Source organism: Rhodococcus sp. NPDC055024, from assembly GCF_053608585.1.
In genome coordinates this window covers 417,993-440,767 of the sequence record NZ_JBSGVT010000001.1, presented here as the reverse complement: position 1 = coordinate 440,767, position 22,775 = coordinate 417,993, and the positions used below count along the sequence as shown (strand labels likewise).

Below are 22,775 nucleotides of genomic sequence, written 5' to 3'. Positions count from 1 at the left end.
ACGTCACCCTGCCATGTAGAGATCGAACGCCACCACGAGGTTTCGGCCGTCGCGTTTTGCCTGGTACATCGCGTTGTCTGCGATGTCGAGCAGAGTCTCCATCCCCGGCATCGCCCGGTCGACCCAGGCGACGCCGATACTGACCGTCCCCGCGAAACCGCGAATGGATCGCGCGTGGGACTCCTGAGTCAGCCGAATCTTCTCCGCGAGCTGGATTGCTTCCTCGAAGGTGCAGTCGGCTATCGCGACGGCGAATTCTTCACCACCCAGGCGGCCGGAAAGTCCCAGGCCTTCGGTAGTGGCGAGGAGGGTGTTACCGAACTGTTCGAGGACGGAATCGCCGGCGAGGTGGCCGAGGTTGTCGTTGATCGATTTGAAGTGGTCGAGATCGAGCATCATGACGGCGATCGGTCGTTGCGCCGCGTGCTGGGCGTCGAGGAGTTCCTGCGATTGGGTCCAGAACGCGTGGCGACTCAGTGTTCCGGTCAGAGCGTCGCACTCGGCGATGCGTTGGAGTTCTCGCTCGGCGCGTCGCTGTGCGCCCGTGGCGACGGCTACGGCGATGGGGGAGAGTGCCATCAGAATGACGGAGATCCGGGTGGTCACACCCTCGCTGAGCAGATGAACCGGATCTGCGAGTGCCAGTCGCCCCTGGCCTGCCATGACCAGTGCCCACGCGCCCCATCCGGCTGCCAGGAGCGAAGTGCTGAACAGTGAGACACGCATTGCGCACCACAGGAGCGCCGGCATCGGCAGCAGCAGCGCAAGGGCTCCCTGAACCTCCAGGGCGAGTGGCAGACAGGCCAGTAAAGCGGCCAGAGGTGCCAGGATCTGTGCGAGCCGCCGCAAGCGCAGACTCTGCCGCACGGACGGCCCGAAAGTCCTACGAATGTGTTCGAGCGTCGGTGCAGAAAGGACGATCGGCAGCACGATCAGATACGTACACAGGTCGGCGAAGAACCACCCCACCAATTCCGTTGCCGCACCGCTTCCTTCGTGAAGTTGAGTGCGTAGCGCGCTCGCGGACCCGGCCGTGAACGACGCCAGAACGGAGACGAGGAAGATTCTGGTTGTGTACTTGGTCTCGGGGATCCGCCTCGGAAAGCAGCCGAGCAAGTTCGCGGCGATCAATCCCGTCGTCACCCCGACCAGATTGATGCCGTTCAATTCGAATGCCCGCTGCACCGAACTTCCGGTCGAAAGATCCGCCGTCAGCAGCGCGGCGCCGCCGACGGCGAGTCCGATCGGCGCAAACGAGCGAGGGTTACGGAGGAGAATGCCCAGAAGGATCGCGTTGGCGGGCCAGAAGGTCGACAGAAACCCGGGTGGACGGGCGGCGATGCCCGCCAGGGCGACAACGAGGATCGCCACGAAAATAAGGCACGAGCGCACCCGACGTGTCGAACGGTCCATGGTCAGCCTGTCGTAGAAAGCAGAAGCTGTCCGAGACTAGCAATGATCCGGCTACTGTCCGAGTTGTAGGTTGAAGCATCATCCTCGACGGTTCGGCTGCGTGAGACGCCGAATCAAGTCCGCCAACTCCTCGGGCTGATCGATCATGGCGTGGTGATGCGCCGGACGCAGGACGTGAAAACTCCCGCCGAGGTAGGTGGCGAGTTTTTGCTGCTTTGCCATCCAGGCGATGGACCAGGGAGTGGTGTGGCCCGTGTGCGCGGCGACGACGCTGAGGTCGATGTCTGGCAGTGGATGCTTGCTCGAGCGTCGTAAAGCGGTGAGCTCCAGCGCCATATCGGTGTACGCGACGTATTCGATCATCGCCGCTTCCAGATAATGAGGCTCGCGGTAGATCTTCCGGACCCATTCGAGAGTGGCTTCGGACGACCCGCTCGGCGGCACGGACTGGTTGAGGATCTTGCGCGTCGTGGTGCCGAGGAGTCGTTGGAGCCCGGTGGTGCTGAACGAAGCCGCGGCGGCTCGGGAGGCGATCAGCAGCAGGTCGCGGGGGAAAAGACGTTTCGGCTCTTTCTCGGCACTGGAGTCGAGGAGGAGCATGCCCGCCGCGCGATCGGGGAACAGGCGCGCGAAGCCTTCGACGTAGAAGCCGGCGATGGAGTGGCCGACCACGACGGCCGGCCCCGCCAACCCCAGAGCGTCGAGAACATCGAGGATCCGCTGAGCTTCACCGTGCACGGTCGGCACTTCGGGTGACGGCTCACTGAGTCCGAAACCCGGGCGATCGAAGCGGACGACGGTGTGGTCCGACTGGAGATGACGTGCGCAGTCATCCCAGTCGAACCAGTTGCCCGCCAGCCCGCCGCACAGGACGACGACGGGGCCCTCGCCTTCGGCAAGAACATGCAGTCGGCTCTCGCCGACCTGCAAGATCTCGCCCGGTGGTTTCACGTGGAACAATTCCGGCACGCGAGAATCCGGACTACTGACGCGGTTTCGCGAGGGGGAAGGCCAGCGTCTCGCGGATACTGCCACCCGTGATCAGCATGACGATTCGGTCGACGCCCATCCCGAGACCACCCGTCGGCGGCATCGCGTGTTCGAGAGCCTGGAGGAAATCCTCGTCCAATTCCATTGCTTCGGGGTCACCGCCGGCCGCCAGCATCGACTGCTCGGTGAGCCTGTTGCGCTGATCCACGGGGTCCGTCAGCTCGCTGTACGCGGTTCCGAGTTCGACACCCCACGCCACCAGGTCCCACTTCTCGGCGACGCCGGGGATGCTGCGGTGCGGCCGGGTGAGCGGCGACATCGAGGTGGGGAAGTTGGTGTAGAACGTCGGGAACTCGGTGTAGTCCTCGACCAGGTGCTCGTACATTTCCTGCGCGATGGCGCCGGTGTCCCAGCTGGACTGGTACGGAATCTCGTTGGCGTCGCACAGCTTCTGCAGGTCTTCGAGACTTGTCTCGGGGGAGACGTCGACACCAAGTTTTTCGGCGACGGCGCCGTGCATCGTCTTCACCGGCCACTCGCCGGAGATGTCGACCTCGACCAGTTCGCCGTCCGGGCCGGGACGCATGATGATCTCGCGACCGAACGCTGCGACGGCCGCCGCCTGGATCAGCTCGCGGCACATCCGCATCATGCCCTCGTAGTCGCTGTGGGCTTCGTACGCCTCGAGGATCGTGAACTCGGGATTGTGTTTGAAGTCGACGCCCTCGTTGCGGAACACGCGGCCGATCTCGAACACCTTCTCCATACCGGCGACGCACAGGCGCTTCAGGTACAGCTCGGGTGCGATGCGGAGATAGAGGTCGAGGTTGTACGCGTTGATGTGTGTCAGGAACGGAGCGGCATTCGCGCCGCCGTGCACCTGCTGCAGAATCGGGGTCTCGACTTCGAGGTATCCGCGACCACCGAGTGAATCGCGCAGCGACTTCACGACGGCGCTTCGGGCCTCGAGCAGTTCGCGGGCCTTCGGGTTGAGGGCGATGTCGAGGTACCGCTGGCGGACTCGGGTCTCGGGATCCGAGAGGCCCTTCCACTTGTCCGGCAGCGGGTGCAGGCACTTGCCGTTCATGCGCCACTCGACGGCGATGAGCGACAGCTCGCCCTTGCGGCTGCGTCCGATGGTTCCGCTGACTTCGATCAGGTCACCGAGATCGAACTCGGCGGCGAACTCCGCCAACTTCTCGCGGCCGACGTTGTCCTGGTCGACCAGAACCTGAATGTCGCCGGACCAGTCGCGCACGTCCGTGAACACGACTCCGCCGTAGTCGCGGACTCGCAGGAGGCGTCCCGCGATTCGTACACGGGTGCCCTCCGGTGACTTTGCTGCGGCCGCGATCGTGTGCGTCGGCGGGTAGGCGACGGGGTAGGCGGCGATCCCTTCGTCGGCGAGTTGCGCGAGCTTGTTCATGCGCACTCGGACCTGTTCGGGTCGACGCGGGCCGTTGGTGGTGAACGACGGCGCCGAGTCCGGCGGACTGCCGTCGGCGTGCAGTCCTTCGGACGTCACCAGAGCGGCGGGCACCGCCACATGCGTGCCGGTGTGTTTGACGACCTGGCTCGACTTGCGCCCGAAACTGGGCAGCACCACAAAGCCTTCGGCGATGGCCGACGCGAATCCGACGCGCGGCAGTTCGCGGTTGTCTTCGAAGCAGAGGAAGCGTGGCTCCCAATCAGGCTGGTACTTCACATTCGAGCGGTACAGCGCTTCGAGCTGCCACCAGCGCGAGAAGAAGACGAGCACCGAGCGCCAAATGCGGAGGATCGGGCCGGCGCCGATGCGCGAACCTTCCTCGAACACCGAGCGGAACACTGCGAAGTTGAGCGAGACCCGTACGACGCCGATCTCGTCCGAGCGTGTGGCCAACTCCGCGACCATCAATTCGATGACTCCGTTGGGCGCAGTCGGCTTGCGACGCATCAGATCGAGCGAAACGCCGTTCGGTCCCCACGGCACGAGCGAGAGCATGCCGACGACGCTTTCGTCCTCGGTGCCTTCACCCATGACGGCTTCGACGAGGAGGCAGTCGCCGTCGAGGTGATCGCCCAGTCGGCCGAGCGCCATGGAGAAGCCGCGCTCGGTGTCTGTGTCGCGCCAGTCGTCGGCGCGGATGATGACGGCCGCCATGTCCTCCGGCGGGACGTCGCGATGGCGTCGCATCCGGACAGTGACGCCGTGGCGCCTCACTCGGGTGACGGCCTGACGGACGGGGCGCATGTCGCGTCCGTTGAGATTGAACTCGCGGGTGCGCAGGATCGCTTCGTCACCGAGTTGCAGGACGCTCAGGCCCGCCTTCTTGTACGCCGTCGCTCCGGTTTCGCTGGCGCCCATGACGGCCGTCGCCCAGCCGTACTGCGACGCGAGCCCCTGCCACGCTTCGATGGCGTGCGGCCACGCTTCGGGATCGCCGATGGGATCACCACTGGCGAGGCAGACGCCGATCTCGACGCGGTACGTGATGGCGGCCTTGCCGCTCGGTGCGAAGATGACCGCCTTGTCGCGGCGGGTGGCGAAGTAGGCGAGCGAGTCGTCGGCGCCGAAGTTCTGGATCAATCCGCGAATCGCGGACTCGTCGTTTCCGGTGAGGGCGTTGTTGGAGCGTTGCGCGCGGAAGAGCGTCATGACGGCGGCGAGTAGGGCGATGGCGCCGAGGAGACCGAGGACCGTGTTGACGAAGACGCGCGGGTGACCGTCGAACACCTCGTTGTCGACCGAAGCCGCAGCGGTGACGCGGTTCAGAGCCCACAGGAATCGTTGGTTCTGCGGCAGGTCGCCCGGGAAGAGTTCGACCAGACCCCAACCGATCACGGTCGCGACAGCCATGCCGCCGATCAGTACGCCGAGAGCTTTCCAGCCGGCACCGCGTCGTACGCGTGTGTAGAACTCGGGCCTCGCAGCGATCAGGATTCCGATCACGATCAGCAGAACCACAACGGCCACGGCGTTGTTCGGGTTCTTGTCGACGATCGCGGAGGCGATGTTGGTGAGGGTGATCAGCGCCAGGTAGATCGTCAGCAGCCACCAGGCGATGCGCTTGCGACTCGCGAGAGCCGCGGCGAGCAAGGCGACGACGAGCGCCCACGACAGGCTCGTATCCGGTGCGTCGAAGTAGTAGCTGTCGATGTATTCGCGTGGGACGCGCAGGATGTGCCGCAGTACCGGCGAGATGCTCCACAGGAACACCAGTACGGAGAAGACTCCGAGGATCAATCCCGAGATATGGGGAACCTGGCTGAACCGCCCTTTGCGGAATCGACGCGCCTGGCGCGGATTTTCGGGTGGCGATTCCACCAACTCTGCTGTGGTGTCCGATACCTCGGTCAATGGTGCCATCGAGCTTCCTCTCCTACCGGTCGATCAGATCCTCACGCTAAGTGTGGTCTGTCGTGTCCAGTTTTGTGGGAGGAGGAAGATGATTGACATGACCGACAACATTCCAGCAGTACCCATCCGCGACGAAATGATTCGGCTCGGTCAGTTTCTCAAGCTCGCGAACCTCATCGAATCGGGCGCGGAGGCCAAGGAAGTGATCGCCGACGGCATGGTTTCGGTCAACGGTGAGGTCGAAGATCGCCGCGGCCGTCAGCTTCGTGACGGAGATGTCGTCGAGATCGGCGGGATGGCCGCCAAAGTGGAAGCCCCCGCCTGATCGCGCGACTTCTGACTAGCTTTCGCGAACTACGACGCCGTCCTGGTCGCTGTAGACGATCTCGCCGGGGTTGAAGGTGACGCCGCCGATTTCGATCGGCACGTTCTTCTCACCCGAACCGGTCTGAGTGCTCTTGCGCGGGTTGGTACCCAACGCCTTGACGCCGATGTCGAGGGTGCGCAGGATCGCCGAGTCGCGGACAGCACCGTTGACGATCACGCCGGCCCAGCCGTTGTCGACGCCGCGGCCGGCGATGATGTCGCCGACCAGGGCGGTGTGGATGCTTGCGTCACCGTCGACGACGAGGACTCCGCCGTTGCCCGGTTCGCTGAGGGTCTGCTTCACGAGCAGGTTGTCCTGGAAGCACTTGATGGTGGTGATGGGGCCGGCAAAAACTTCACGTCCACCGAACTGGGTGAACTGCGTGTCGCAGCTGCGGATGTCGGGTCCGATCTCGTCGGCAAGGTCAGCGGTCGCTACAGGCTCGGTCATGCCCCACAGGATAGTCGGCGGGGTTCGCGCCTAGTTGTCGTCGGGAAGTATGCCGTTCAGCACTATGTCGGCGAGTGAGTCGGCATACGGTCCCGGGTCTGGGACGTCCCGAACGGACATCGCGAAGATGGCAGCGCCCGCCATGATGTCGAGAAGAGCGTCGGCGTCGACACCGCTTCGGATGTCGCCGCGTTCGCTCGCCGCGTCCAATCGACGGTTCAGCTCGAGGCGGACTCCGGCCAGTTGCCGCACCACCAGAACCTCACGCAATTCCGCGTTTGTTCGCACTTCGCTCATCAGCCCGGGTGCAGCGGCTCGCGTGGCGGGAGCTGCGAACAGTGCAACCGCGCCGTGCACCAGCGCGCGGATCTGATCCGTGATCGTGCCCTCGGTGCCGAGTTCGGTGTCGATGTCGGCGCCCTGTTCGACGTCGAGCACCGGGTAAATCGCGTCATTGACGATGTGCGCCTTCGACGGCCACCGACGGTAGATGGCTGGACGTCCTACTCCGGCACGGGTGGCGATGGCGTCGATGGACGTGCCCGCATACCCCTTTTCTTCTAACAGTTGCCTGGTCGCGTCCAGTACTGCGTCGTCGATTGCAGGGTTTCGCTGCGGGCCCAGGCGGTGCTGAGTTTCGAAATCTTTGGACATTTTCGGCAAATCCCTTGCGGTATCGCTGTGATGGCCGTTACATTCTGTCACGGCTTTAGTCGATACATATTGTATCGACTATCGGCACCTGCGCATCGGCGCCACCGAACCACGAGGAGTGGTGATGAACCTTCGAACCGAAACAGAAACCTCAGGCGGAGATCCCGACTACGCCGAATTCGCCAGACCCGGCGAATCCCGCAACGACCCAGCCGAGATGCGGCGCAGCCTCGAAAGCTGGCTCGCGACCGTGCTGTGGCGAGGCTCGAAACCTTCCGTGACCTCGGTCGAGGTGCCGGCCGCGAACGGCATGTCCAACGAAACTGTGCTCTTCGATGCGACATGGATCGAGGACGGGGTTCGAGCCGAGCACCGCCTTGTCGCCCGCATCGCTCCACGAGACAGTGCGGTGCCGATCTTCCCTTCGTACAACTTGGACCAGCAGTTTCAGGTGATGAGCGCCGTCGCTGCTCACACTTCGGTGCCGGTCCCGCGGGTGTACTGGTCCGAGAGCAATCCGGACGCGCTCGGCGGCGAGTTCTTCGTGATGGAGCGGCGTGACGGTGAAATCCCGCCCGACGTCATGCCGTACACGTTCGGATCCTGGCTCTCGGAGGCTTCAGCCGACGACTGTTCTCGACTCCAGCAGTCATCGGTCCGTGTACTTGCGGAGTTGCACGCGATGGCCGATCCGCACCTGGCTCTCCCCGAACTGTGTCGCGACGGTGCCGAACCGACTGGCACAGAAGCACTTCGCGCCCATCTCGAAGAGCAGCGCCGCTATTACGAGTGGGCAACCGCCGACGGACCAGGATCCCCGTTGATCGAGCGCGGTTTCGACTGGATCGAGGCGAACTTCCCCGCCGACGCCGGTTCCGCGGTGCTCTGCTGGGGTGACTCTCGGATCGGAAACATCATCTACCGCGACTTCGAACCGGCGGCGGTCCTCGATTGGGAGATGGCAACGTTAGGGCCGCGTGAGCTGGACCTCGGCTGGATGATATTCCAGCACAGGTTCTTCGAGGATCTTGCGGCCATGGCCGGCCTCCCCGGGATGCCGGACTTCCTGCGTCGTGAGGACGTGGCCGATGCCTACCGCTCGCTGTCCGGCCACCAGGTAGCGGATCTCGATTTCTACATTGTGTACGCCGCGTTGCGGCATGCGGTGATCATGTTCCGAGTCCAAAGCCGCGCAGTGGCTTTCGGTCAGGCAGAGTTCCCCGACAACCCGGACGAGATGATCCTGCACCACAAGACGCTCGAAGCCATGCTCGACGGCACTTATTGGGAGTCGCTCGCAACAGTACCGGTTACATCAGCCCCGGTCACAACAGGAGAAGCGCGATGACACTGTCCCCGCTCGACGACTACCCGGTACATCAGATCGCGGAGACCATCCGCCACGTGGGCACCTCGGATCGAAACTTCTACGATCGCTACTACTTCAACGCTCATGCCGGCGTCGACGGCGACACCGAGCCGATGTTTCTCATCATCGGTCTCGGTCAGTACCCCAATCTTGGTGTATGCGACGGCTTTGCGGTTCTTCGGCGCGGCGAAGACCATATAGTCTTCCGGGCATCCCGAGCCTTGGGTGACGACCGAATGGACCTGTCAGTAGGCCCACTGCGAATCGAAATCATCGAGGGTCTGCACCGCCTACGTGTGGTGTTGGAATCGAGCCCCGAGGCGCCGGATCTGAGCTTCGACCTCACCTTCGAGTCCGACGGTCCGACCAATCTCGAGGCCAGGCATTTCCACCGTCAGCTGGAACGAGTCACCTTCGACACCCAACGATTCGTGCAGACAGGCACGTGGTCCGGATCTCTGACCGTGGACGGCGACGTCATTCCCGTCACGCCGGAGACGTGGCGGGGTAATCGCGATCGGTCTTGGGGTGTTCGACCGGTCGGTGAAGCGGAACCGCCTGGGCGCAAAGCGGATCCGGCGATAGCAGGCAGTCAGAACTTCTTCTGGATTTACTCGATCATGCAATTCGGCGACTTCACCGTCGTCACGATCGTTCAAGAAGATCAGCAGGGCCGCCGAATCCTCGAGGATGCCACTCGCGTCTGGGCGGACCGCTCGCGGGAGCCGGAGTGGTTGGGTCGACCCGACCACCAACTCACCTTCATTTCCGGTACACGCGAGGTGAAGAGCGGAACTCTGTACTTCCGGCGTCCCGGTGCACCAGGCGAGTCCGACCACATTCTGGAAATCACCTGCGAACCGATTCTGCCCAACTACATCGGTGTCGGCACGGGCTACGGACTCGAGCAGGATTGGCGCCACGGGATGTGGCAGGGCGAGCTAGTGGTTCAGGGCCTGCGAGAGAAGGTTTCGGACATCGAACCGTGGAAGAAGATGCTGTGTCCGGTTGACAACTTGGCCCGGTTCACCCTCGTCGAGGACGGCGTAACCCGCACCGGGACAGGCCTGTTCGAGGCAGCAGTCATCGGACCCCATCAGCGATACGGATTTACCGGCATCGGTGACGTCGCACCTTGACTACAGATCACCAAACCACAAAGAGAGGTACTGCCACATGTCCACACGCACACGAATATTGTTCGCTCGCACTGCGAAGGCCGCCGCACTGGTTGTCACCGGAGGTCTGTTGTTTGCCGCTCCCGCTACGGCCATCCCGCTCGACTTGGGTTCTCTGAACACGGGATCGCTCGGGTCGGTCGATCTCGGCTCGCTCGAACCGGTGCTCGCGCCGACACCGAACTTGGCCTCCGTGGCGAACTTTCGCGACATCGCAGGAAACGACGGGAGGGGATACGCCACCGCAGATGGCTCGCATCTCAAGCGCGGCGTCATCTACCGGTCCAATGCGCTGACCGCGACCAGCGACGCCGACAAGGCGACACTCACCGGCCTCGGACTTGCCGACGCCTATGACCTGCGCGGTGCAACCGAGACCTCCAACCCGTTCATCGGTGGCGCAGATAAGCTTCCGGAGGGCGTGACGTACACGAACATCCCGATCGAGTTCAAGGATCTCACCCAGCTCGCCACAACCATCAAGTCGCCGGAAGAGGCTAAGCAGTTCTTGGTCGATACCAACCGCAGTTTTGTCACCGATCCCGTTCGCCGTGCCGGCTTCAAGCAGGTCCTCTCGGACATCGCTGCGAGTGACGGGGTGCAGTTGTTCCATTGCACCTCAGGCAAGGACCGCACGGGTTGGACCGCGATGTTGCTGCAGTCCATCGCCGGTGTCCCCGCCCAGACGATCATGGACGACTATCTGTTGAGCAACACCTACCTTCAGGCGACCAACGAGAAGATCCTTGCGCAGATCTCTCAGGCCTTGAGCCCGCAGGTAGCGGCCAATCTCGAGCCGGCCCTCGGTGTCGACGCGTCATATTTGGAAGCTGGACTCGCGCAGATAACCAGCGATTACGGAACCGTCGACGGTTATCTCACCGAAGGTCTCGGACTCACCCCGGACACGATCGCGCTTCTGAAGGCCAAGCTGGTCGGCTAGTTTCACGCTGCTGAAACGCTTGAACGAAGGTGTACCAGTCGCCGTCGAACTCCTGGTAACCGATCTCGCCGTCGCGGCGGGGCTTGCCGAGATATGGTGCGCCGTCAGGCAAGTACGCCAATCCGATCGAATCGATCAGACCACCCTCGATGTGGAAGCGGCACCCGTTGCCGACGGGCCAGATCTGGAGGACCCGATAGACGCCAATTGTTTGGTTGTCCATCGACTTCTGGCAATCCGCGGCCACTGCTTCGAGGGAATCTTTCGACAATGCAAACGCAACACGCGAAGGGACGGACAATGTCACGAGCGCGCCGGTGACGAGGACTATCACCGGCGCGATTGTGCTCAAACGCAGTGTCTTGTACTTCATCCAACCAATCAGGCTGAGTATCAACCACACTCCGCCCAAACCGAGCAATACTGAGGCGGCGAGCGCAAAGAACGGAAAGTACACAACCGGCGGCATGAAGGACCACACGATGACGCCGCACGTGAGGGCGACAAGCACTGCGGCGACAATCGCTGTCACCTTCCACCAAGATGCCGGGCCTCCACCGTCGGTCATCGGATCGCCGCTAGTCATCGGATAACCCTTGCACAGCTGATTGTCTGCGGAGCGGCAACGAATCGAATTGTTCCCACTGATTTATGTCGAGGCCGTCGTGCGTAGATCCGCGAATTGAACAGTTTCAGTGCCGGACAGTCCTCAATTGCCTGAGGGTATGGTCGGATTGTGAACCAGGATCTGATCATTCGCCGCTACCAGCCCTCGGATGAGGACGTGGTCGTCGACCTGTGGTCTCGTGCAGCCCGCGAAGCCCATCCGTTCCTTGCGGGTGAGGGGACCGGTGAACGTGAGCAGAAGATGCGAGAGGTGTATCTGATTCAGGCCGATAATTGGGTGGCTGAGCACAGCTCCGAAGTCGTTGGCCTGTTGGGAATGATCGGCTCCGAAATCGGGGGACTGTTCGTCGCGCCGGCATCACAAGGGTTGGGTGTCGGGCGGGCGTTGGTCGAACACGCTGCCACCCTGCACGGCGAGGTGACACTCGAGGTTTACACCCTCAACGATCGCGCCCGCAGGTTCTATGAACTGATGGACTTCGAAGAAGAGGGGCGTCGACACGACGCCGAGACGAACCATGAATTGATCACCCTGCGTCGTACTGGTCGCGACTCCTCCCGCATTCAGGCATGAGTGAGGCTATTCAGCCCAGCGCGGGGTGCCAGGAGTTCCACCACTCCACGATGGGAATCAACCAGGGAGTCCAGATCTTCCAACTGTCGCCGAGTCCGTACGGCGGTATCGGAATGATGACCATCACCTCCTGAACGTTCCGCGGACAAAATCGTGAGTGAATCCGATGCGTTCCAGCGTGTTTACGCTTGAGCCTGCTGGTCTGCCTGGAGGTGCTTGACCGGACATCCGGCGGGGAAGGTGCCGAGGTCTTCGACCTTGTAACCGCTCGGGTAGCTGCGGATGTTGGGCAGTTCGCGGGCGAATTTCCGCTTCGTGCGCACCGGGAAGAATCGCAGCAGACGCGCTCGGACCTTCAGCGCTCCGCGTGAGACGACGCGCATCGCGGTGCTCGGGTGCTTGTAGTGGAAGGCGTCGAGGAGATGATCGTCCATGAGGGCGAATGCGAATCCCTTGACCAGAGCCTTCGGTGCCAGGTTGTTGGGAGGGAAGGTGCACATCAGTTCGAGGGTGGAATCGGCGACGGCTCGCGCGCCGGGGTCGAATGAAAAGTGTTCGCGCTCATAGTCGTCGAGAAGTTTGACGAATCCCTCGTAGGTGTCAGGCGTGTCCTTGATGTTCATGTACCGACCCAGGTGGCGGTAGTAGTTCGTCGACCCGAGGATCTCGTTGTCGGTCATCTTTCGCCAGCCGTATGCGTCGAGCCATCTGACCGGCGTGACGACGAAGGTGGCCAGGACGTAGAGCATGTCGTCGTTGGAGATGTCGTACGAGCCGTGCATCTGATTCATTCGGCGGACGCTCTTGCGGCCTTCGGTGCTGCTGAGGCCGTGCTCGAGGATGGCGTCGAGGATCAGGCTGGTGTCGTCGTAGCGTTTCTGAACCTTGTCGGTGAACTCGCCCGTGGAGAAGAGGAGCTTGCCGATGGAGGGGACTGCGTACGTGCGAAACAGCGCGAAGCTGAGCGCTTGATTGATGTCCCAGGGAAACTCCTGTGCCGCGAGAATGCGCGACATCTCTTCGTAATCGGTTTCGGGATCGAGTCGATCCGTGCGACTGCGGAGGTCGTAGCGCTTCATCTGAACACTCCATGGGGCTGGTCTGCATGCGGCAGAGGTAGGTGTGAGCTGCACCACCGACTGTAGTTCTGACAACACGCGTTGTCTAGGGGGTGTGAATAGTCGACTTTCCTTCGTTTCGGGCGTTGTACCAGGGGTATCCGGAAAGTGTTGTCGACCCGAGGAGCAGCTATGAGCGTCACACGCACGGCCGGGGTTTTCGCGGCCATCGGACTACCGATTGCCGCGAGCGTCATGTTCGCCGGAGTCGCCTCGGCTGATCCGCCACATCCTTTCGGCGGCGCCGCCGTCACCATCGGGTGTCCGAATCAGGGGTCGCTGGCTTCGTTGACCGGTCTCACCGGCCAGTCCGGACCAGAGGCCAATCCGCCCATTGCCAAGGGCGACATTCGCTTCGATTCGTTCCCGGCAGCTGCGCCTATCCCGGCGGCCGGACAGGTCACCGTTGCGTGGGTCAACACCGACACCGGCAAGTCCGGAATCGTCGACCTGGTAGGGACTTACCCGTACCTCTCCGCGACGGTGAACACCGGCGTCGGCAATGTCGTTGCGACGGCGTTCGGTTCGATCAACTGGGGCAGTAGTCCCATCTGCCAGTCGAATCCGACGATCGGCAGGTTCATAGCCTGATCGTCACAGGGTTCACAGCCTGAACAGGCACAGAGTTGGCGGTATCGCGTGATTATCTGTCATCTCGGAGATACCGCCGCGCCCATCCAATCCCATATTCTGAAACGTGTTAGGTGAAGGCATATTTCAGGGATGGAAAAGGTGGCGACGTGAACGGGTCGAGCGCGCGTCAGTTGATGAGCCAGATGCTCGTCGAGAAACGAAACAGCCTTGCACCCGAAAAGGTCGGCATGCGATGCGAGGGTGCTCGCCGCATGCACGGCCTCAGTCGGCGTGATGTCGCACAGATCGCCGACATCAGTTTCAACCACTACCAACGGTTGGAACAGGGTACGTCCGTGGGTGTTTCGGCTCCGGTCATCGTGAGGATCTGCGACGCCTTGTTGATGGAAGACGACGAGAAGGCGCGCATGCTGGCATTGCATCAGGCATGGGCGCGCCCTCGTCGACCGCTGGCTGGATCCCGAGTTGCCGGATCTCAGGCCGCTGGTGAAATCTCCGGTAGGCAGCGGGTCAGTTCGTCCGGCGTGTAGTAGAAGCTTCCGGCGCTCACCGGAGTGCACGGCGCCGCAAAGGCTGTCTCACGCTCGTTGTAGAGCATTCGGACCAGACGCTTCCCGTCCGGCCCGGCGTAGACGTCCCACTGCACGTTGGCAGCCATCGGGCTGACCTGCGATCCGCGCCAGGGGTTGTTCGCATAGGTGTAGAGGTCGCCCTCCGCCTGCGAGACGGTGCTTCCCGGCAGTTTCAAGAGCGCGGCGAAGGGGATGATCGTTTCTGCGTGTGCAAACCGGAAGTCCGCTCCCGGTACGGCGTCGTCATCGGTGTGTTCCTGCAAGGCACGCAGGAACTCGTCGCGCAGGACGGTTGCCATCCGATAGGTGACGTCTTCACCGGTGAAGCCCGGGCCCTTGGCGTAGAAGTCCTCGGCATCGTTCGTGTACGCGAGCCATTGTGCGTCGGCAGGTTCGATGAATCGCTCGAAATTCCACTTGCCTTCTTCGGCCATGCCCGGAGTGATGATGTACGTGTTGTACAGCATGTATGCAGCGTCGACCTCGTTGTCGATCGTGCTGGAACCCTTGCCGCGGTCGACGAGTGAGAACTCACCCGCGCTCAGGCGGTTCACGAAGTCCTCCGAGTAGAGCCTGAGCATCATGTGCCGTGAAACCTCGCGGGTGCGCGGCAGATCGGCGATCTGGTCGTCGACGGCTTTCAGTCGAGGATCGGACTCTTCGTAGTCCTTGTAGTCGGCATTTGCGTCGGAATCGTGGAAGTAGAGGAGATCGGCATCCGTCGTCACCGGTGCAACATCGCCGGCGACGGCTGGAAACGCACCGGTCATGCCCTGAGCGAAGTTGTCAGCGCTGTCCACGGCACGGTCGACACCCGACGAGGTCAACGTGATGGTTCCCTGTCGCGCTGCGATGGCGTCGAACAGTTGCGGGAGGCGCTCGGTGACCCGCGCTCCGAGTTGCCGATGCTCGGTGACCCCGAGTCCACTGAGGTTGCCGTATCCGAGCTTTTTGTTGGCGGCTATGAGATCACGAAGCGCCGGGCCGAACTCCTTGCCGACGGGAGTCAATGCGTTCTCGGCTTCTGCGATTTCCCACAGCTGCAGGCTCAGATCGTCGTACTTCAGGCTCGACAGTGCCCGGGAACCGTGGCGTGCAACGCTTTCCGTGTACACCGGGGAGTATCCCGTCGGCGGGGCCTGATAATCGGCGATGCGTTGGCCGGGGGAGTACGGCGTCTTGGACGTGAAGCCGCCGTCGGTCGACGCCGGGGTCTCGGCCGAACCGGAACTCGAACCGGCCTCGAGCGAACCGAACGGTGACGCCGTGGCGATGGACTGGACGCTGCTGGTGACAAGCACTAGTCCGACAGCGCCGGCAGCGGCCAGCACGCCGAAGCGTGAGCTTCGCATGGTGAGTTGATCCTCTCCGTCGGTGCCGAGGTGACACGACGGAAGGAAAGTTAGAACAGCTAAGCGTCCGAATTGCTCCTATTTGCCCATGTGCAGATGGACGCGGGGTTACAAGTTTCGGATTCGCGAAGCTCAGGAGGGTTTGGCGGCAATCCCGATCGACACGGAGAGCGACAACGCTATGAGGGTCATGGCCAGCCACTGGTAGCTCTTGGGTGTGGGCTGCTTCTTACGTCCGAACTTGCTCACTGATGTCTCCCGTTTGTCTGTGGGTACTCAGCACATATTACTGTTCCATTACCCCAATGGCGCGGTCGACCGGAAACTGTGCGCGATCAGACAGCAGGCGGACCGAAAGAGGCCCGCCTGCCGTTGTCGATCAGGAGGTTGTGCGCAGTTCCCGTCGCAGTATCTTGCCGGTGACGGTCTTGGGCAGTTCCTCCACGAGCACCACGGATCGTGGGTATTTGTACGCCGCCATCCGCTGTTTGCAGTGATCGATCAGTTCGTCCGGCGTCACCGATGCCCCCGCGACGAGGCTGACAAACGCCTTCACCGTCTCACCGCGGTATTCGTCGGCGATACCGACGACTGCCGCCTCACGGACTGCGGGGTGCTCGGCAAGAACGTCCTCGACCTCGCGTGGCCACACCTTGTAGCCGGACGCGATGATCATGTCCTTCTTACGGTCGACGACGTAGAACCAGCCGGCTTCGTCCATGAACCCCACGTCGCCGGTGTGGAACCACCCGTCGCGAATGGCCGACGCACTCTCCTCCGGCTTGTTCCAGTAACCGCGCACTACCTGTGGACCACGGACGACCAATTCGCCGATCTCTCCGATCGGCAGGACCGCACCGCCCTCGTCTTCGATGCGGACCACGGTGTTGGGTACTGGAACGCCGACGGACAGTGCCCCGGACGTGGGGTCGACGGGCGTATCCGCCCCGACGGGAACGGCGTGAGTGGGCGACGTGGTCTCGGTCAGCCCGTAGATGTTGTGCAGCGCAGCACCGGTCATGGCGCGGACGGCCTCGGCGGCAGTCGGCGAGATGGGTGCGCCGCCGGAGTAGAGCAACCGCATGGAGGTGAAGTCTTCCGGCGCGCAGCCCGGAGTGTTGAGCAGCGCGGTGAACGCGGTGATGGCTCCGACTGTGAATGTCGGTTGGTGCTCACGAATCGCGTCGAGCATCACCTCGGGTTGGAATCGGTAGGCCAGCACCAGCGGCATTCTCGTCAGGACGGACACAGCGATGTGGCCGATCAACCCCGTGATGTGGAAGAGCGGTGCGACGCCGAGAACGGTGTCTTTCGGGGTGAGCCCCAGCCAGTCCCGGTACACCTGGGAATTGAAGGTCATGTTCGCGTGAGAGGTCATCGCCCCCTTCGGCGGACCGGTGGTTCCCGACGTATAGGTCAGTACCGCGATGTCTTCCGGTGCGACGTCAGTGGTGACCGGATCGCCGAGCCGATGTTCGTCGATCATGGTCGCAAGATCGTCCGTGCCGAGGTCCTTCTTGACGATTCCGTCGAAAATCCTTGGATCGTTGCGACTTTGGTACTCGAGTTCCGAGGTGGTGATAACTCGCCTGACCGGCGAGTCGGAGACGACGTTGCGGCCCACGGACTCGTAGAGCCCCTCGAGAGCGATGAGAACCGCTGCTCCGGAATCTTCGAGTTGGTATCCCAGTTCTCGTTCACGGCTCATGGGATTGATCGAGACTGCGACGCCGCCGGCTTTCCAGATTCCGGCGAGGGCGAGCACGAACTGCGGAACATTCTGGAGGAACAGGGCGACGCGGTCACCCTTCACGAGTCCGCCGGCTCGGAGTGCTCGGGCCAGCGCGTCACTCTGCTGATCCAGTTCGGCGAAGCTGAGTTGACCGTCGAAGTACTTCACAGCCGTGGCGTCCGGATCAGAGCGGACCGCCGCTGCCAACATTTCGAGCATCGTGGGGTGTTCGACGTCGATGTCGGGGGGAACGTCGTTGCGGTACAACGCCAACCAAGGGCGATCTTCGTATGTCATTTGATGGCAACCGGATTCACGGGAGAGCCGCTGGCCTTGGCAACCTTGAGTGGCGCGGCGACGTACAGGAACGTGTACTGGCCGTCGGCCGCGCAGTCTGCGGCCAGCTTCTCCAGATCGCAGATCTCGGTGAACACCACTCCGAGGTTGCGCATGAGAGCGTTGTGGAGTACCAGTGCCACACCGTTTTCGGGGTCGGTGGTGACCTCGTTGGCGATGGTGTCGGTGACCAGGTTGGGGATCTCCATGTCCTGGAACCACTGGACGAGTTCGGGGCTGTAGATCAGGCCGGGCTCGCAGAAGCCCTCGTAGAAGGCTTCGCCCTGGTCGAAGAACAGCTTGAGGAAGTTGGTGCGGATGACGAGGATGTCACGCTTCTCGATGGTGACGCCCTGCGCTTCGGCACAGGCCAAAAGATCATGGTGCGTGAATGTTTCGGCCTTGTCGAGGTTTTCCTTGCCGCGGAACTTTGCCATGTCGAGAAGTACTGCGCGTCCGACGACGCCGCGGTCGGCAATCGGTTCGACGCTGGCCTTCTCGAGGCCGCCGACAGTCGTGTCAGCGGAGTATCCGTTCCACAGCGCACCGTCGTACCAGACGTGGCCGAGTGCGTCGTACTGCGTCGAACCCTGCAGGAATGCGTCGATCTTGTCGTCCGCGTAATGCAGGCCGCCGGGGAAGTTGGGGGCGTCGTCGCCGTCCCAGCTGCTCTCGTCGAAGATCTGCGTGCGCTCGGCAGGGCTGCGTCCCGGCCAGACCGGATCTCCCTTGGGATCGCCGATGAGCCGTTGAAGTGTGAACACGGAACCCTGCTTGATGGTTCCGACGCCACGAAGCACCTGTCCGGCGTCGAGGTAGTTCAGTGAACCGACCTCGTCGGACTCTCCCCACTTGCCCCAGTTGCTGGGTGCGTCGCGCAGGAGTTCTCCAAGATATGGCGCCTCGGTCATGGTGATTCGATCCTCTCGCTACCGACACCGAACGATCGCTCGGGCGGACCTGGTTCTCTGTGATCCACATCATGTTCAGGCCGATAATCAGTAGTCAACATGTTCACCGATTGCCGTGGTCATCGCATTGTTGGAAATCCAATGTTCGGCAATACTGAACACCGTGACCGAAATCGAGAATGCCGTCCTGATCGGAGCGTCGATCCGGCAGGCGCGGCGTCACAGCGGGCTCTCGCTGCGCGAATTGGCCAGGCGTCTCGATGTCAGCGCGGCTACCCTCAGCGCCGTCGAGACCGGAAAGACCAGGGTCAGCGTCGACAGGTTGGCGGCGATCGGGGGGATCCTCGGAGTGCGTTTCGACGCACTGCTCCCGGCCGCGATAGTGCGTCCGCCGGAACAGCCACGATGGGGTGGCGACGACGCGGACCCGAGCGCACCTATGCGACCGAACGAGTGGCGAAGGTTCGGCCCGAGTTCATTCGATTCGGTGTTGGCGGCCGCGCTCGCGGAGATGGTGAAGACCGGATATCACGGCGCTGCGATGCGTGAGATCGCCAAGCGCGCGCAGATGAGTGTGCCGGGTCTGTACCACCACTATTCCAGCAAGCAACAAATGTTGGCCGAAATTCTCGACCTCACCATGGCCGAACTCAACACGAGATCGTTGGCCGCAATCGACGAGGGCGAAAGTCCCTCTGAAAGGCTGGCTCTGCTCGTCGAATGTGTGACCTTGTTCCATATCTATCGCCGCGATCAAGGTTTCCTGGGTGCCAGCGAAATGCGCAGTCTCACAGACGAGAACAGGTTGCGCATCACGGAATCACGCAACTACCAGCAGTGGTTGACGACGAAGCAAGTCGACGACGGAATCGCCGCCGGTGTGTTCGGGACGGATCGACCGCGACAGGCTGCGCGTGCAATCGTCGTGATGTGTGTCTCTGTCGCGCAATGGTATCGGCCGAGCGGACCACAAACGCCCGAGGAAATCGCACGCGACTATGCGCGTTTTGCGCTCGATCTGGTGCGCTACCGAAGACCGTGACGGACGTCATCCGGTTCGGGTGATGCGCCTGCGCGCAAACGGGTCCATGCTTGGAAGGTATCCGTACCGCGACTCGAGTAAGGAACGAAACCTAATGTCTTCCAAGCTGTCTCACAAGGCCTACATGATCGGCGCCGGCATCGGAAACCTTTCGGCGGCGATCTATTTGATTCGAGACGGTGAGTGGGATGGTGCGGACATCACCATCATGGGGCTGGACATGCATGGAGCGAACGACGGCGAATCTGCCGCTACCTTCCAGCACCAGTACGGTCATCGCGAGCTCGGAAACGACGCGGGTTTCATCAATCGTGGCGGGCGCATGCTCAACGAGGAGACCTACGAGAACCTCTGGGACGTGCTGAGTGCGGTTCCGTCGCTGGACAACCCGGGAAAATCGGTGACGGATGACATCCTCGATTTCGACCACGCACATCCGACGCACGACGTTGCACGGTTGATCGACCGAGACGGCATTCGCAACAAGGGTGAGAACGACTACAAGCACATGCAATTCGACAACAAGGATCGCTACTTGTTGACGAAACTGATGACGATGCCGGAGTCGGACGAGGCAAAACTGGACGACATCAGCATCGAGCAGTGGTTCGAGGACACTCCGCACTTCTTCACCACCAACTTCTGGTACATGTGGGAGACCACATTTGCTTTCAAGCGGGTGAGTTCGGCGATGGAGCTTCGCCGGTACATGAACCGAATGATTCTCGAGTTCAGTCGCATTCAGACGCTCGCCGGTGTCACCAGGTCTCCATACAACCAGTACGAGAGCATCATCGTGCCGATGCGGACCTTCCTCGAAGGTAAGGGCGTGAAGTTCGTCAACGAATTGAAGATCACGGAGTTCGTGTTCAAGGACACTCCGCTACGAGACGAGATCATCGTGACGGGACTCGACTACGAAAACGTCCGCACTGGTGAGAAGGGCCGAATCGACGTAGCGGAGGGCGATTTCGTCTTCGACACCAACGGCAGCATCACCGACAGCTCGTCGATCGGCGATCTGGATACCCCGATCGTGGAAGATATGAGGTACGCGCCGAGTGCACTGCTGTGGAAGCAGGCTACCGAGCATTTCTACGACCTCGGGAATCCCGACAAGTTCTTCGGGGATCGGGAGCAGAGTGAGTGGACCAGCTTCACCGTCACCACGTCGTCACACGAACTCATCAACGAGATTTCCCGAATCACCAAGCAGCTCCCCGGAAATGCGCTCAACACGTTCGTGGACTCGAACGTGCTTCTGTCGATCGTGGTCCACCATCAGCCGCACTACCACGCGCAGAAGGAGAACGAAGGAGTCTTCTGGGGTTACTGTCTGTTCCCGCGCAAGGACGGCGACTACGTGAAGAAGCCGTTCATCGAGATGACCGGGCGGGAAATGCTGGAAGAGACGCTCGGACACCTCGAGGCGCTCGACGAGAGCGGTGCGCTCGCCGCGCGCCGACAAGAGATCATGGACAGCGTCGTGAATTCGATTCCCAGCCATATGCCTTACGCCAGTGCGCTGTTCAATCGGCGCGCCGTCGGCGACCGGCCGCTGGTGGTGCCGAAGCACTCCAAGAACCTGGCGTTCATCAGTCAGTTCGCGGAGCTGCCGTTCGACATGGTGTTCACCGAGCAGTACTCGGTGCGCTGCGCTCAGGTGGCCGTCTACAAGTTCCTGGGGATTCCGGAAGACAAGCTCACCAAGATGCATCACTACGAGAAGGATCCGAAGGTCCTCGCCAAGGCCGCAGTGACGATGTTCCGCTGAGGGGTGCTCAGCGACCGTGCCGCTTCTCGTAGTCCTCGCGAGTGCGATCGGCACGGCGCTGGGCCTTCTCGTCGAGCAGTTCGGGATCGAGTCCGTGGCTCAGCAGGCGGTGACGGCGGTAGATGGTCCCGAGCGCCACGACGAAGTACGCGAGCGGGATGAGCAACAAGGCCATCATGGCCAAGGGAATCCAGATCGGTCCCGGGATCAAGAGGAACAGCAGAAGAATCAGCGTCGCCGGCACGGTGAAGCGGATGATGTAGCGGGCCTGCGCACCCGGGCCGACCAGATCGTTCCGAACCCAGTCCTGATACCGGTCGGGGAGCGTCTTCCCCAGGAGGTATCCGCAGTACTGAGGAAAGTTCGGGCGAGTCTGTTCGGCCATGGCCTCCAGGATAGTGCCTGGTACTGCCGCTTACACCGGTGCCTTGAACGTGCGTCGGTAGGCGCTCGGTGAAACGCCGAGGGCCTCGTTCATGTGTTGACGCATGGATGTCGCAGTCCCGAAGCCGGTTCGAGCAGCAATCGCATCGATCGACAGATCGGATTCCTCCAGTAGTTCCCGCGCCCGATCGACGCGTCTGCTGGTCAACCAGCGGTTCGGTGTGGTTCCGACTTCGTCGCGGAATCGACGGCTGAACGTGCGGACGCTCATGTTGGCGCGCGTCGCCAGGTCCGCCAGGGTGATCGGCTCGCCTAGATGTTCGAGGGCCCAGTGCCGAGCGTCGGCAGTCGATTCCGAAGGCTTGTCGGCCAGGGGGCGCCGGATGTACTGCGCTTGGCCACCGTCGCGCCACGGCGGTACGACGCAACGCCTCGCGACGGTGTTCGCCACTTCCATGCCGTGGTCACGCCTGACGATGTGCAGGCAGAGGTCGACTCCCGACGCCACCCCGGCCGAGGTCAGGATGTGGCCTTCGTCGACGAACAGCACGTCCGGATCCACGTTCACCTTGGGATAGACACGCTGGAAATGGTCGGTGTTGCGCCAGTGCGTCGTGGCGCGGAGTCCGTCGAGCAAACCCGCCGCGGCAAGGATGTAAGAGCCTGTGCAGATCGAGACCAGCCGAGTGCCCGGCCGGATGTGTTGGAAAGCTGCGGCCAACTCGGGGGAGAGGTAACCGTCTTCGTAGGCCGGACCCAACTCGTACGACGCGGGTATGACGACGGTGTCGGCGGTGGCGAGCAGTTCACTCCCGTGGTCGACCGAGATGCTGAAGTCCGCGTCGGTCTTCACGGGATTGCCGTCGACGGTGCAGGTCAGGATCTCGTACAGCGGCCGATCCTCGACGTCGAGGGCACGCCCGAAGATGCGCGCGGGGATCCCGAGTTCGAAGGGGATGACTCCATTCAGAGCCAGGACGACTACGCGATGCGGACCAGACATGGCTCGATTCTTTCATATATTGGCAATCTGGCCACTGTTCTCGATCGAATCC

Annotated in this window: 22 protein-coding genes; 10 read left to right on the top strand and 12 right to left on the bottom strand. The window is 62.1% G+C overall.

Features of this window, described 5'->3' with window-relative positions; translation table 11 throughout:
* Positions 1–3: 3 nt before the first annotated feature.
* From ACWF6P_RS02040 to lysX, 3 genes are all read right to left on the bottom strand, one after another.
* Positions 4–1,413, bottom strand: a complete 1,410-nt coding sequence (locus ACWF6P_RS02040) for a diguanylate cyclase (RefSeq protein ID WP_452619785.1) — start codon at positions 1,411–1,413, stop codon at positions 4–6.
* A gap of 78 nt (positions 1,414–1,491) precedes the next feature.
* Positions 1,492–2,382 (bottom strand): alpha/beta fold hydrolase, encoded by an 891-nt coding sequence (locus ACWF6P_RS02035; protein WP_452619784.1) that lies wholly within the window; start codon positions 2,380–2,382, stop codon positions 1,492–1,494.
* Positions 2,383–2,395: 13 nt separating this feature from the next.
* Positions 2,396–5,752: a bifunctional lysylphosphatidylglycerol synthetase/lysine--tRNA ligase LysX gene (lysX, locus tag ACWF6P_RS02030; protein WP_452619783.1), complete on the bottom strand. Its 3,357-nt coding sequence runs from the start codon at positions 5,750–5,752 to the stop codon at positions 2,396–2,398.
* 88 nt (positions 5,753–5,840) lie between these two features.
* Between lysX and ACWF6P_RS02025 the strand changes: the two genes are divergently transcribed.
* Positions 5,841–6,068, top strand: a complete 228-nt coding sequence (locus ACWF6P_RS02025) for an RNA-binding S4 domain-containing protein (protein WP_003943569.1) — start codon at positions 5,841–5,843, stop codon at positions 6,066–6,068.
* A 15-nt stretch (positions 6,069–6,083) separates the two neighbouring features.
* Here the strand turns inward: ACWF6P_RS02025 and rraA are convergent, their stop codons facing one another.
* The gene (gene rraA / locus ACWF6P_RS02020; protein ID WP_003943552.1) at positions 6,084–6,560 is read right to left on the bottom strand and encodes a ribonuclease E activity regulator RraA; all 477 of its coding nucleotides are present in this window, start codon (positions 6,558–6,560) and stop codon (positions 6,084–6,086) included.
* 30 nt (positions 6,561–6,590) lie between these two features.
* The gene (locus tag ACWF6P_RS02015; RefSeq protein WP_452619782.1) at positions 6,591–7,214 is read right to left on the bottom strand and encodes a TetR/AcrR family transcriptional regulator; all 624 of its coding nucleotides are present in this window, start codon (positions 7,212–7,214) and stop codon (positions 6,591–6,593) included.
* Positions 7,215–7,338: 124 nt separating this feature from the next.
* Here ACWF6P_RS02015 and ACWF6P_RS02010 point away from each other — a divergent pair, with 124 nt between their 5' ends.
* Genes ACWF6P_RS02010 through ACWF6P_RS02000 form a run of 3 tightly spaced genes read left to right on the top strand, consistent with a single transcriptional unit; the run spans position 7,339 to position 10,704 of the window.
* On the top strand, positions 7,339–8,562 hold the full coding sequence (locus ACWF6P_RS02010; protein ID WP_452619781.1) for a phosphotransferase family protein: 1,224 nt from the start codon (positions 7,339–7,341) through the stop codon (positions 8,560–8,562).
* Positions 8,559–9,722, top strand: coding sequence for a hypothetical protein (locus ACWF6P_RS02005; RefSeq protein ID WP_452619780.1), 1,164 nt, complete (start codon positions 8,559–8,561; stop codon positions 9,720–9,722). The genes ACWF6P_RS02010 and ACWF6P_RS02005 overlap by 4 nt, the downstream gene beginning before the upstream one ends.
* Before the next feature lie 37 nt (positions 9,723–9,759).
* The gene (locus ACWF6P_RS02000; RefSeq protein WP_452619779.1) at positions 9,760–10,704 is read left to right on the top strand and encodes a tyrosine-protein phosphatase; all 945 of its coding nucleotides are present in this window, start codon (positions 9,760–9,762) and stop codon (positions 10,702–10,704) included.
* Here ACWF6P_RS02000 and ACWF6P_RS01995 read toward each other — a convergent pair.
* Positions 10,658–11,290: a hypothetical protein gene (locus tag ACWF6P_RS01995; protein WP_452619778.1), complete on the bottom strand. Its 633-nt coding sequence runs from the start codon at positions 11,288–11,290 to the stop codon at positions 10,658–10,660. The two genes, ACWF6P_RS02000 and ACWF6P_RS01995, sit on opposite strands and share 47 nt — an antisense overlap.
* A 150-nt stretch (positions 11,291–11,440) precedes the next feature.
* Between ACWF6P_RS01995 and ACWF6P_RS01990 the strand changes: the two genes are divergently transcribed.
* Positions 11,441–11,905, top strand: coding sequence for a GNAT family N-acetyltransferase (locus ACWF6P_RS01990; RefSeq protein ID WP_452619777.1), 465 nt, complete (start codon positions 11,441–11,443; stop codon positions 11,903–11,905).
* Positions 11,902–12,039 carry a hypothetical protein gene (locus ACWF6P_RS01985; protein ID WP_452619776.1) on the top strand — a complete coding sequence of 46 codons (138 nt, stop codon included), beginning with the start codon at positions 11,902–11,904 and terminating at the stop codon, positions 12,037–12,039. Before ACWF6P_RS01990 ends, ACWF6P_RS01985 begins: the two co-directional genes overlap by 4 nt.
* A gap of 48 nt (positions 12,040–12,087) precedes the next feature.
* Here ACWF6P_RS01985 and ACWF6P_RS01980 read toward each other — a convergent pair whose 3' ends face one another.
* The gene (locus tag ACWF6P_RS01980) at positions 12,088–12,984 is read right to left on the bottom strand and encodes an oxygenase MpaB family protein (protein WP_452619775.1); all 897 of its coding nucleotides are present in this window, start codon (positions 12,982–12,984) and stop codon (positions 12,088–12,090) included.
* 171 nt (positions 12,985–13,155) lie between these two features.
* Here ACWF6P_RS01980 and ACWF6P_RS01975 point away from each other — a divergent pair, with 171 nt between their 5' ends.
* Positions 13,156–13,614 (top strand): hypothetical protein, encoded by a 459-nt coding sequence (locus ACWF6P_RS01975; RefSeq protein ID WP_230816135.1) that lies wholly within the window; start codon positions 13,156–13,158, stop codon positions 13,612–13,614.
* A gap of 149 nt (positions 13,615–13,763) precedes the next feature.
* Positions 13,764–14,147 (top strand): helix-turn-helix domain-containing protein, encoded by a 384-nt coding sequence (locus tag ACWF6P_RS01970; RefSeq protein WP_452619774.1) that lies wholly within the window; start codon positions 13,764–13,766, stop codon positions 14,145–14,147.
* Here the strand turns inward: ACWF6P_RS01970 and ACWF6P_RS01965 are convergent.
* From ACWF6P_RS01965 to ACWF6P_RS01955, 3 genes are all read right to left on the bottom strand, one after another.
* Positions 14,093–15,541 carry a histidine-type phosphatase gene (locus ACWF6P_RS01965; RefSeq protein ID WP_452619773.1) on the bottom strand — a complete coding sequence of 483 codons (1,449 nt, stop codon included), beginning with the start codon at positions 15,539–15,541 and terminating at the stop codon, positions 14,093–14,095. The two genes, ACWF6P_RS01970 and ACWF6P_RS01965, sit on opposite strands and share 55 nt — an antisense overlap.
* Before the next feature lie 379 nt (positions 15,542–15,920).
* Entirely contained in the window at positions 15,921–17,570 is a 1,650-nt protein-coding gene (locus ACWF6P_RS01960) for a class I adenylate-forming enzyme family protein (protein WP_452619772.1), read from the bottom strand.
* Entirely contained in the window at positions 17,567–18,520 is a 954-nt protein-coding gene (locus ACWF6P_RS01955; protein ID WP_007735859.1) for a cyclase family protein, read from the bottom strand. Before ACWF6P_RS01955 ends, ACWF6P_RS01960 begins: the two co-directional genes overlap by 4 nt.
* Positions 18,521–18,683: 163 nt before the next feature.
* Between ACWF6P_RS01955 and ACWF6P_RS01950 the strand changes: the two genes are divergently transcribed.
* Together ACWF6P_RS01950 and ACWF6P_RS01945 are read left to right on the top strand one after the other, a co-directional pair.
* On the top strand, positions 18,684–19,562 hold the full coding sequence (locus ACWF6P_RS01950) for a TetR family transcriptional regulator (protein WP_452619771.1): 879 nt from the start codon (positions 18,684–18,686) through the stop codon (positions 19,560–19,562).
* Positions 19,563–19,656: 94 nt separating this feature from the next.
* Complete coding sequence (locus ACWF6P_RS01945; protein WP_452619770.1) at positions 19,657–21,336, top strand: oleate hydratase; 1,680 nt, start codon at positions 19,657–19,659, stop codon at positions 21,334–21,336.
* A gap of 7 nt (positions 21,337–21,343) precedes the next feature.
* Here the strand turns inward: ACWF6P_RS01945 and ACWF6P_RS01940 are convergent, their stop codons facing one another.
* Both ACWF6P_RS01940 and ACWF6P_RS01935 read right to left on the bottom strand, forming a co-directional pair.
* On the bottom strand, positions 21,344–21,721 hold the full coding sequence (locus ACWF6P_RS01940; protein WP_003943558.1) for a DUF5313 family protein: 378 nt from the start codon (positions 21,719–21,721) through the stop codon (positions 21,344–21,346).
* Positions 21,722–21,751: 30 nt separating this feature from the next.
* Complete coding sequence (locus ACWF6P_RS01935) at positions 21,752–22,723, bottom strand: GlxA family transcriptional regulator (protein WP_452619769.1); 972 nt, start codon at positions 22,721–22,723, stop codon at positions 21,752–21,754.
* Positions 22,724–22,775: the final 52 nt, after the last annotated feature.

Excerpts from the sequence above, each read along its gene's own strand:
- ACWF6P_RS02010 (WP_452619781.1), top strand. The coding sequence starts at position 7,339 with ATGAACCTTCGAACCGAAACAGAAACCTCAGGCGGAGATCCCGACTAC.
- ACWF6P_RS01940 (WP_003943558.1), bottom strand. The coding sequence starts at position 21,721 with ATGGCCGAACAGACTCGCCCGAACTTTCCTCAGTACTGCGGATACCTC.
- ACWF6P_RS02005 (WP_452619780.1), top strand. The coding sequence starts at position 8,559 with ATGACACTGTCCCCGCTCGACGACTACCCGGTACATCAGATCGCGGAG.
- ACWF6P_RS01995 (WP_452619778.1), bottom strand. The coding sequence starts at position 11,290 with ATGACTAGCGGCGATCCGATGACCGACGGTGGAGGCCCGGCATCTTGG.
- ACWF6P_RS02040 (WP_452619785.1), bottom strand. The coding sequence starts at position 1,413 with ATGGACCGTTCGACACGTCGGGTGCGCTCGTGCCTTATTTTCGTGGCG.
- ACWF6P_RS02025 (WP_003943569.1), top strand. The coding sequence starts at position 5,841 with ATGACCGACAACATTCCAGCAGTACCCATCCGCGACGAAATGATTCGG.
- ACWF6P_RS01945 (WP_452619770.1), top strand. The coding sequence starts at position 19,657 with ATGTCTTCCAAGCTGTCTCACAAGGCCTACATGATCGGCGCCGGCATC.
- ACWF6P_RS01935 (WP_452619769.1), bottom strand. The coding sequence starts at position 22,723 with ATGTCTGGTCCGCATCGCGTAGTCGTCCTGGCTCTGAATGGAGTCATC.
- ACWF6P_RS01980 (WP_452619775.1), bottom strand. The coding sequence starts at position 12,984 with ATGAAGCGCTACGACCTCCGCAGTCGCACGGATCGACTCGATCCCGAA.
- ACWF6P_RS01965 (WP_452619773.1), bottom strand. The coding sequence starts at position 15,541 with ATGCGAAGCTCACGCTTCGGCGTGCTGGCCGCTGCCGGCGCTGTCGGA.
- lysX (WP_452619783.1), bottom strand. The coding sequence starts at position 5,752 with ATGGCACCATTGACCGAGGTATCGGACACCACAGCAGAGTTGGTGGAA.
- ACWF6P_RS01955 (WP_007735859.1), bottom strand. The coding sequence starts at position 18,520 with ATGACCGAGGCGCCATATCTTGGAGAACTCCTGCGCGACGCACCCAGC.
- rraA (WP_003943552.1), bottom strand. The coding sequence starts at position 6,560 with ATGACCGAGCCTGTAGCGACCGCTGACCTTGCCGACGAGATCGGACCC.
- ACWF6P_RS01985 (WP_452619776.1), top strand. The coding sequence starts at position 11,902 with ATGAGTGAGGCTATTCAGCCCAGCGCGGGGTGCCAGGAGTTCCACCAC.
- ACWF6P_RS02000 (WP_452619779.1), top strand. The coding sequence starts at position 9,760 with ATGTCCACACGCACACGAATATTGTTCGCTCGCACTGCGAAGGCCGCC.
- ACWF6P_RS01960 (WP_452619772.1), bottom strand. The coding sequence starts at position 17,570 with ATGACATACGAAGATCGCCCTTGGTTGGCGTTGTACCGCAACGACGTT.
- ACWF6P_RS02015 (WP_452619782.1), bottom strand. The coding sequence starts at position 7,214 with ATGTCCAAAGATTTCGAAACTCAGCACCGCCTGGGCCCGCAGCGAAAC.
- ACWF6P_RS01975 (WP_230816135.1), top strand. The coding sequence starts at position 13,156 with ATGAGCGTCACACGCACGGCCGGGGTTTTCGCGGCCATCGGACTACCG.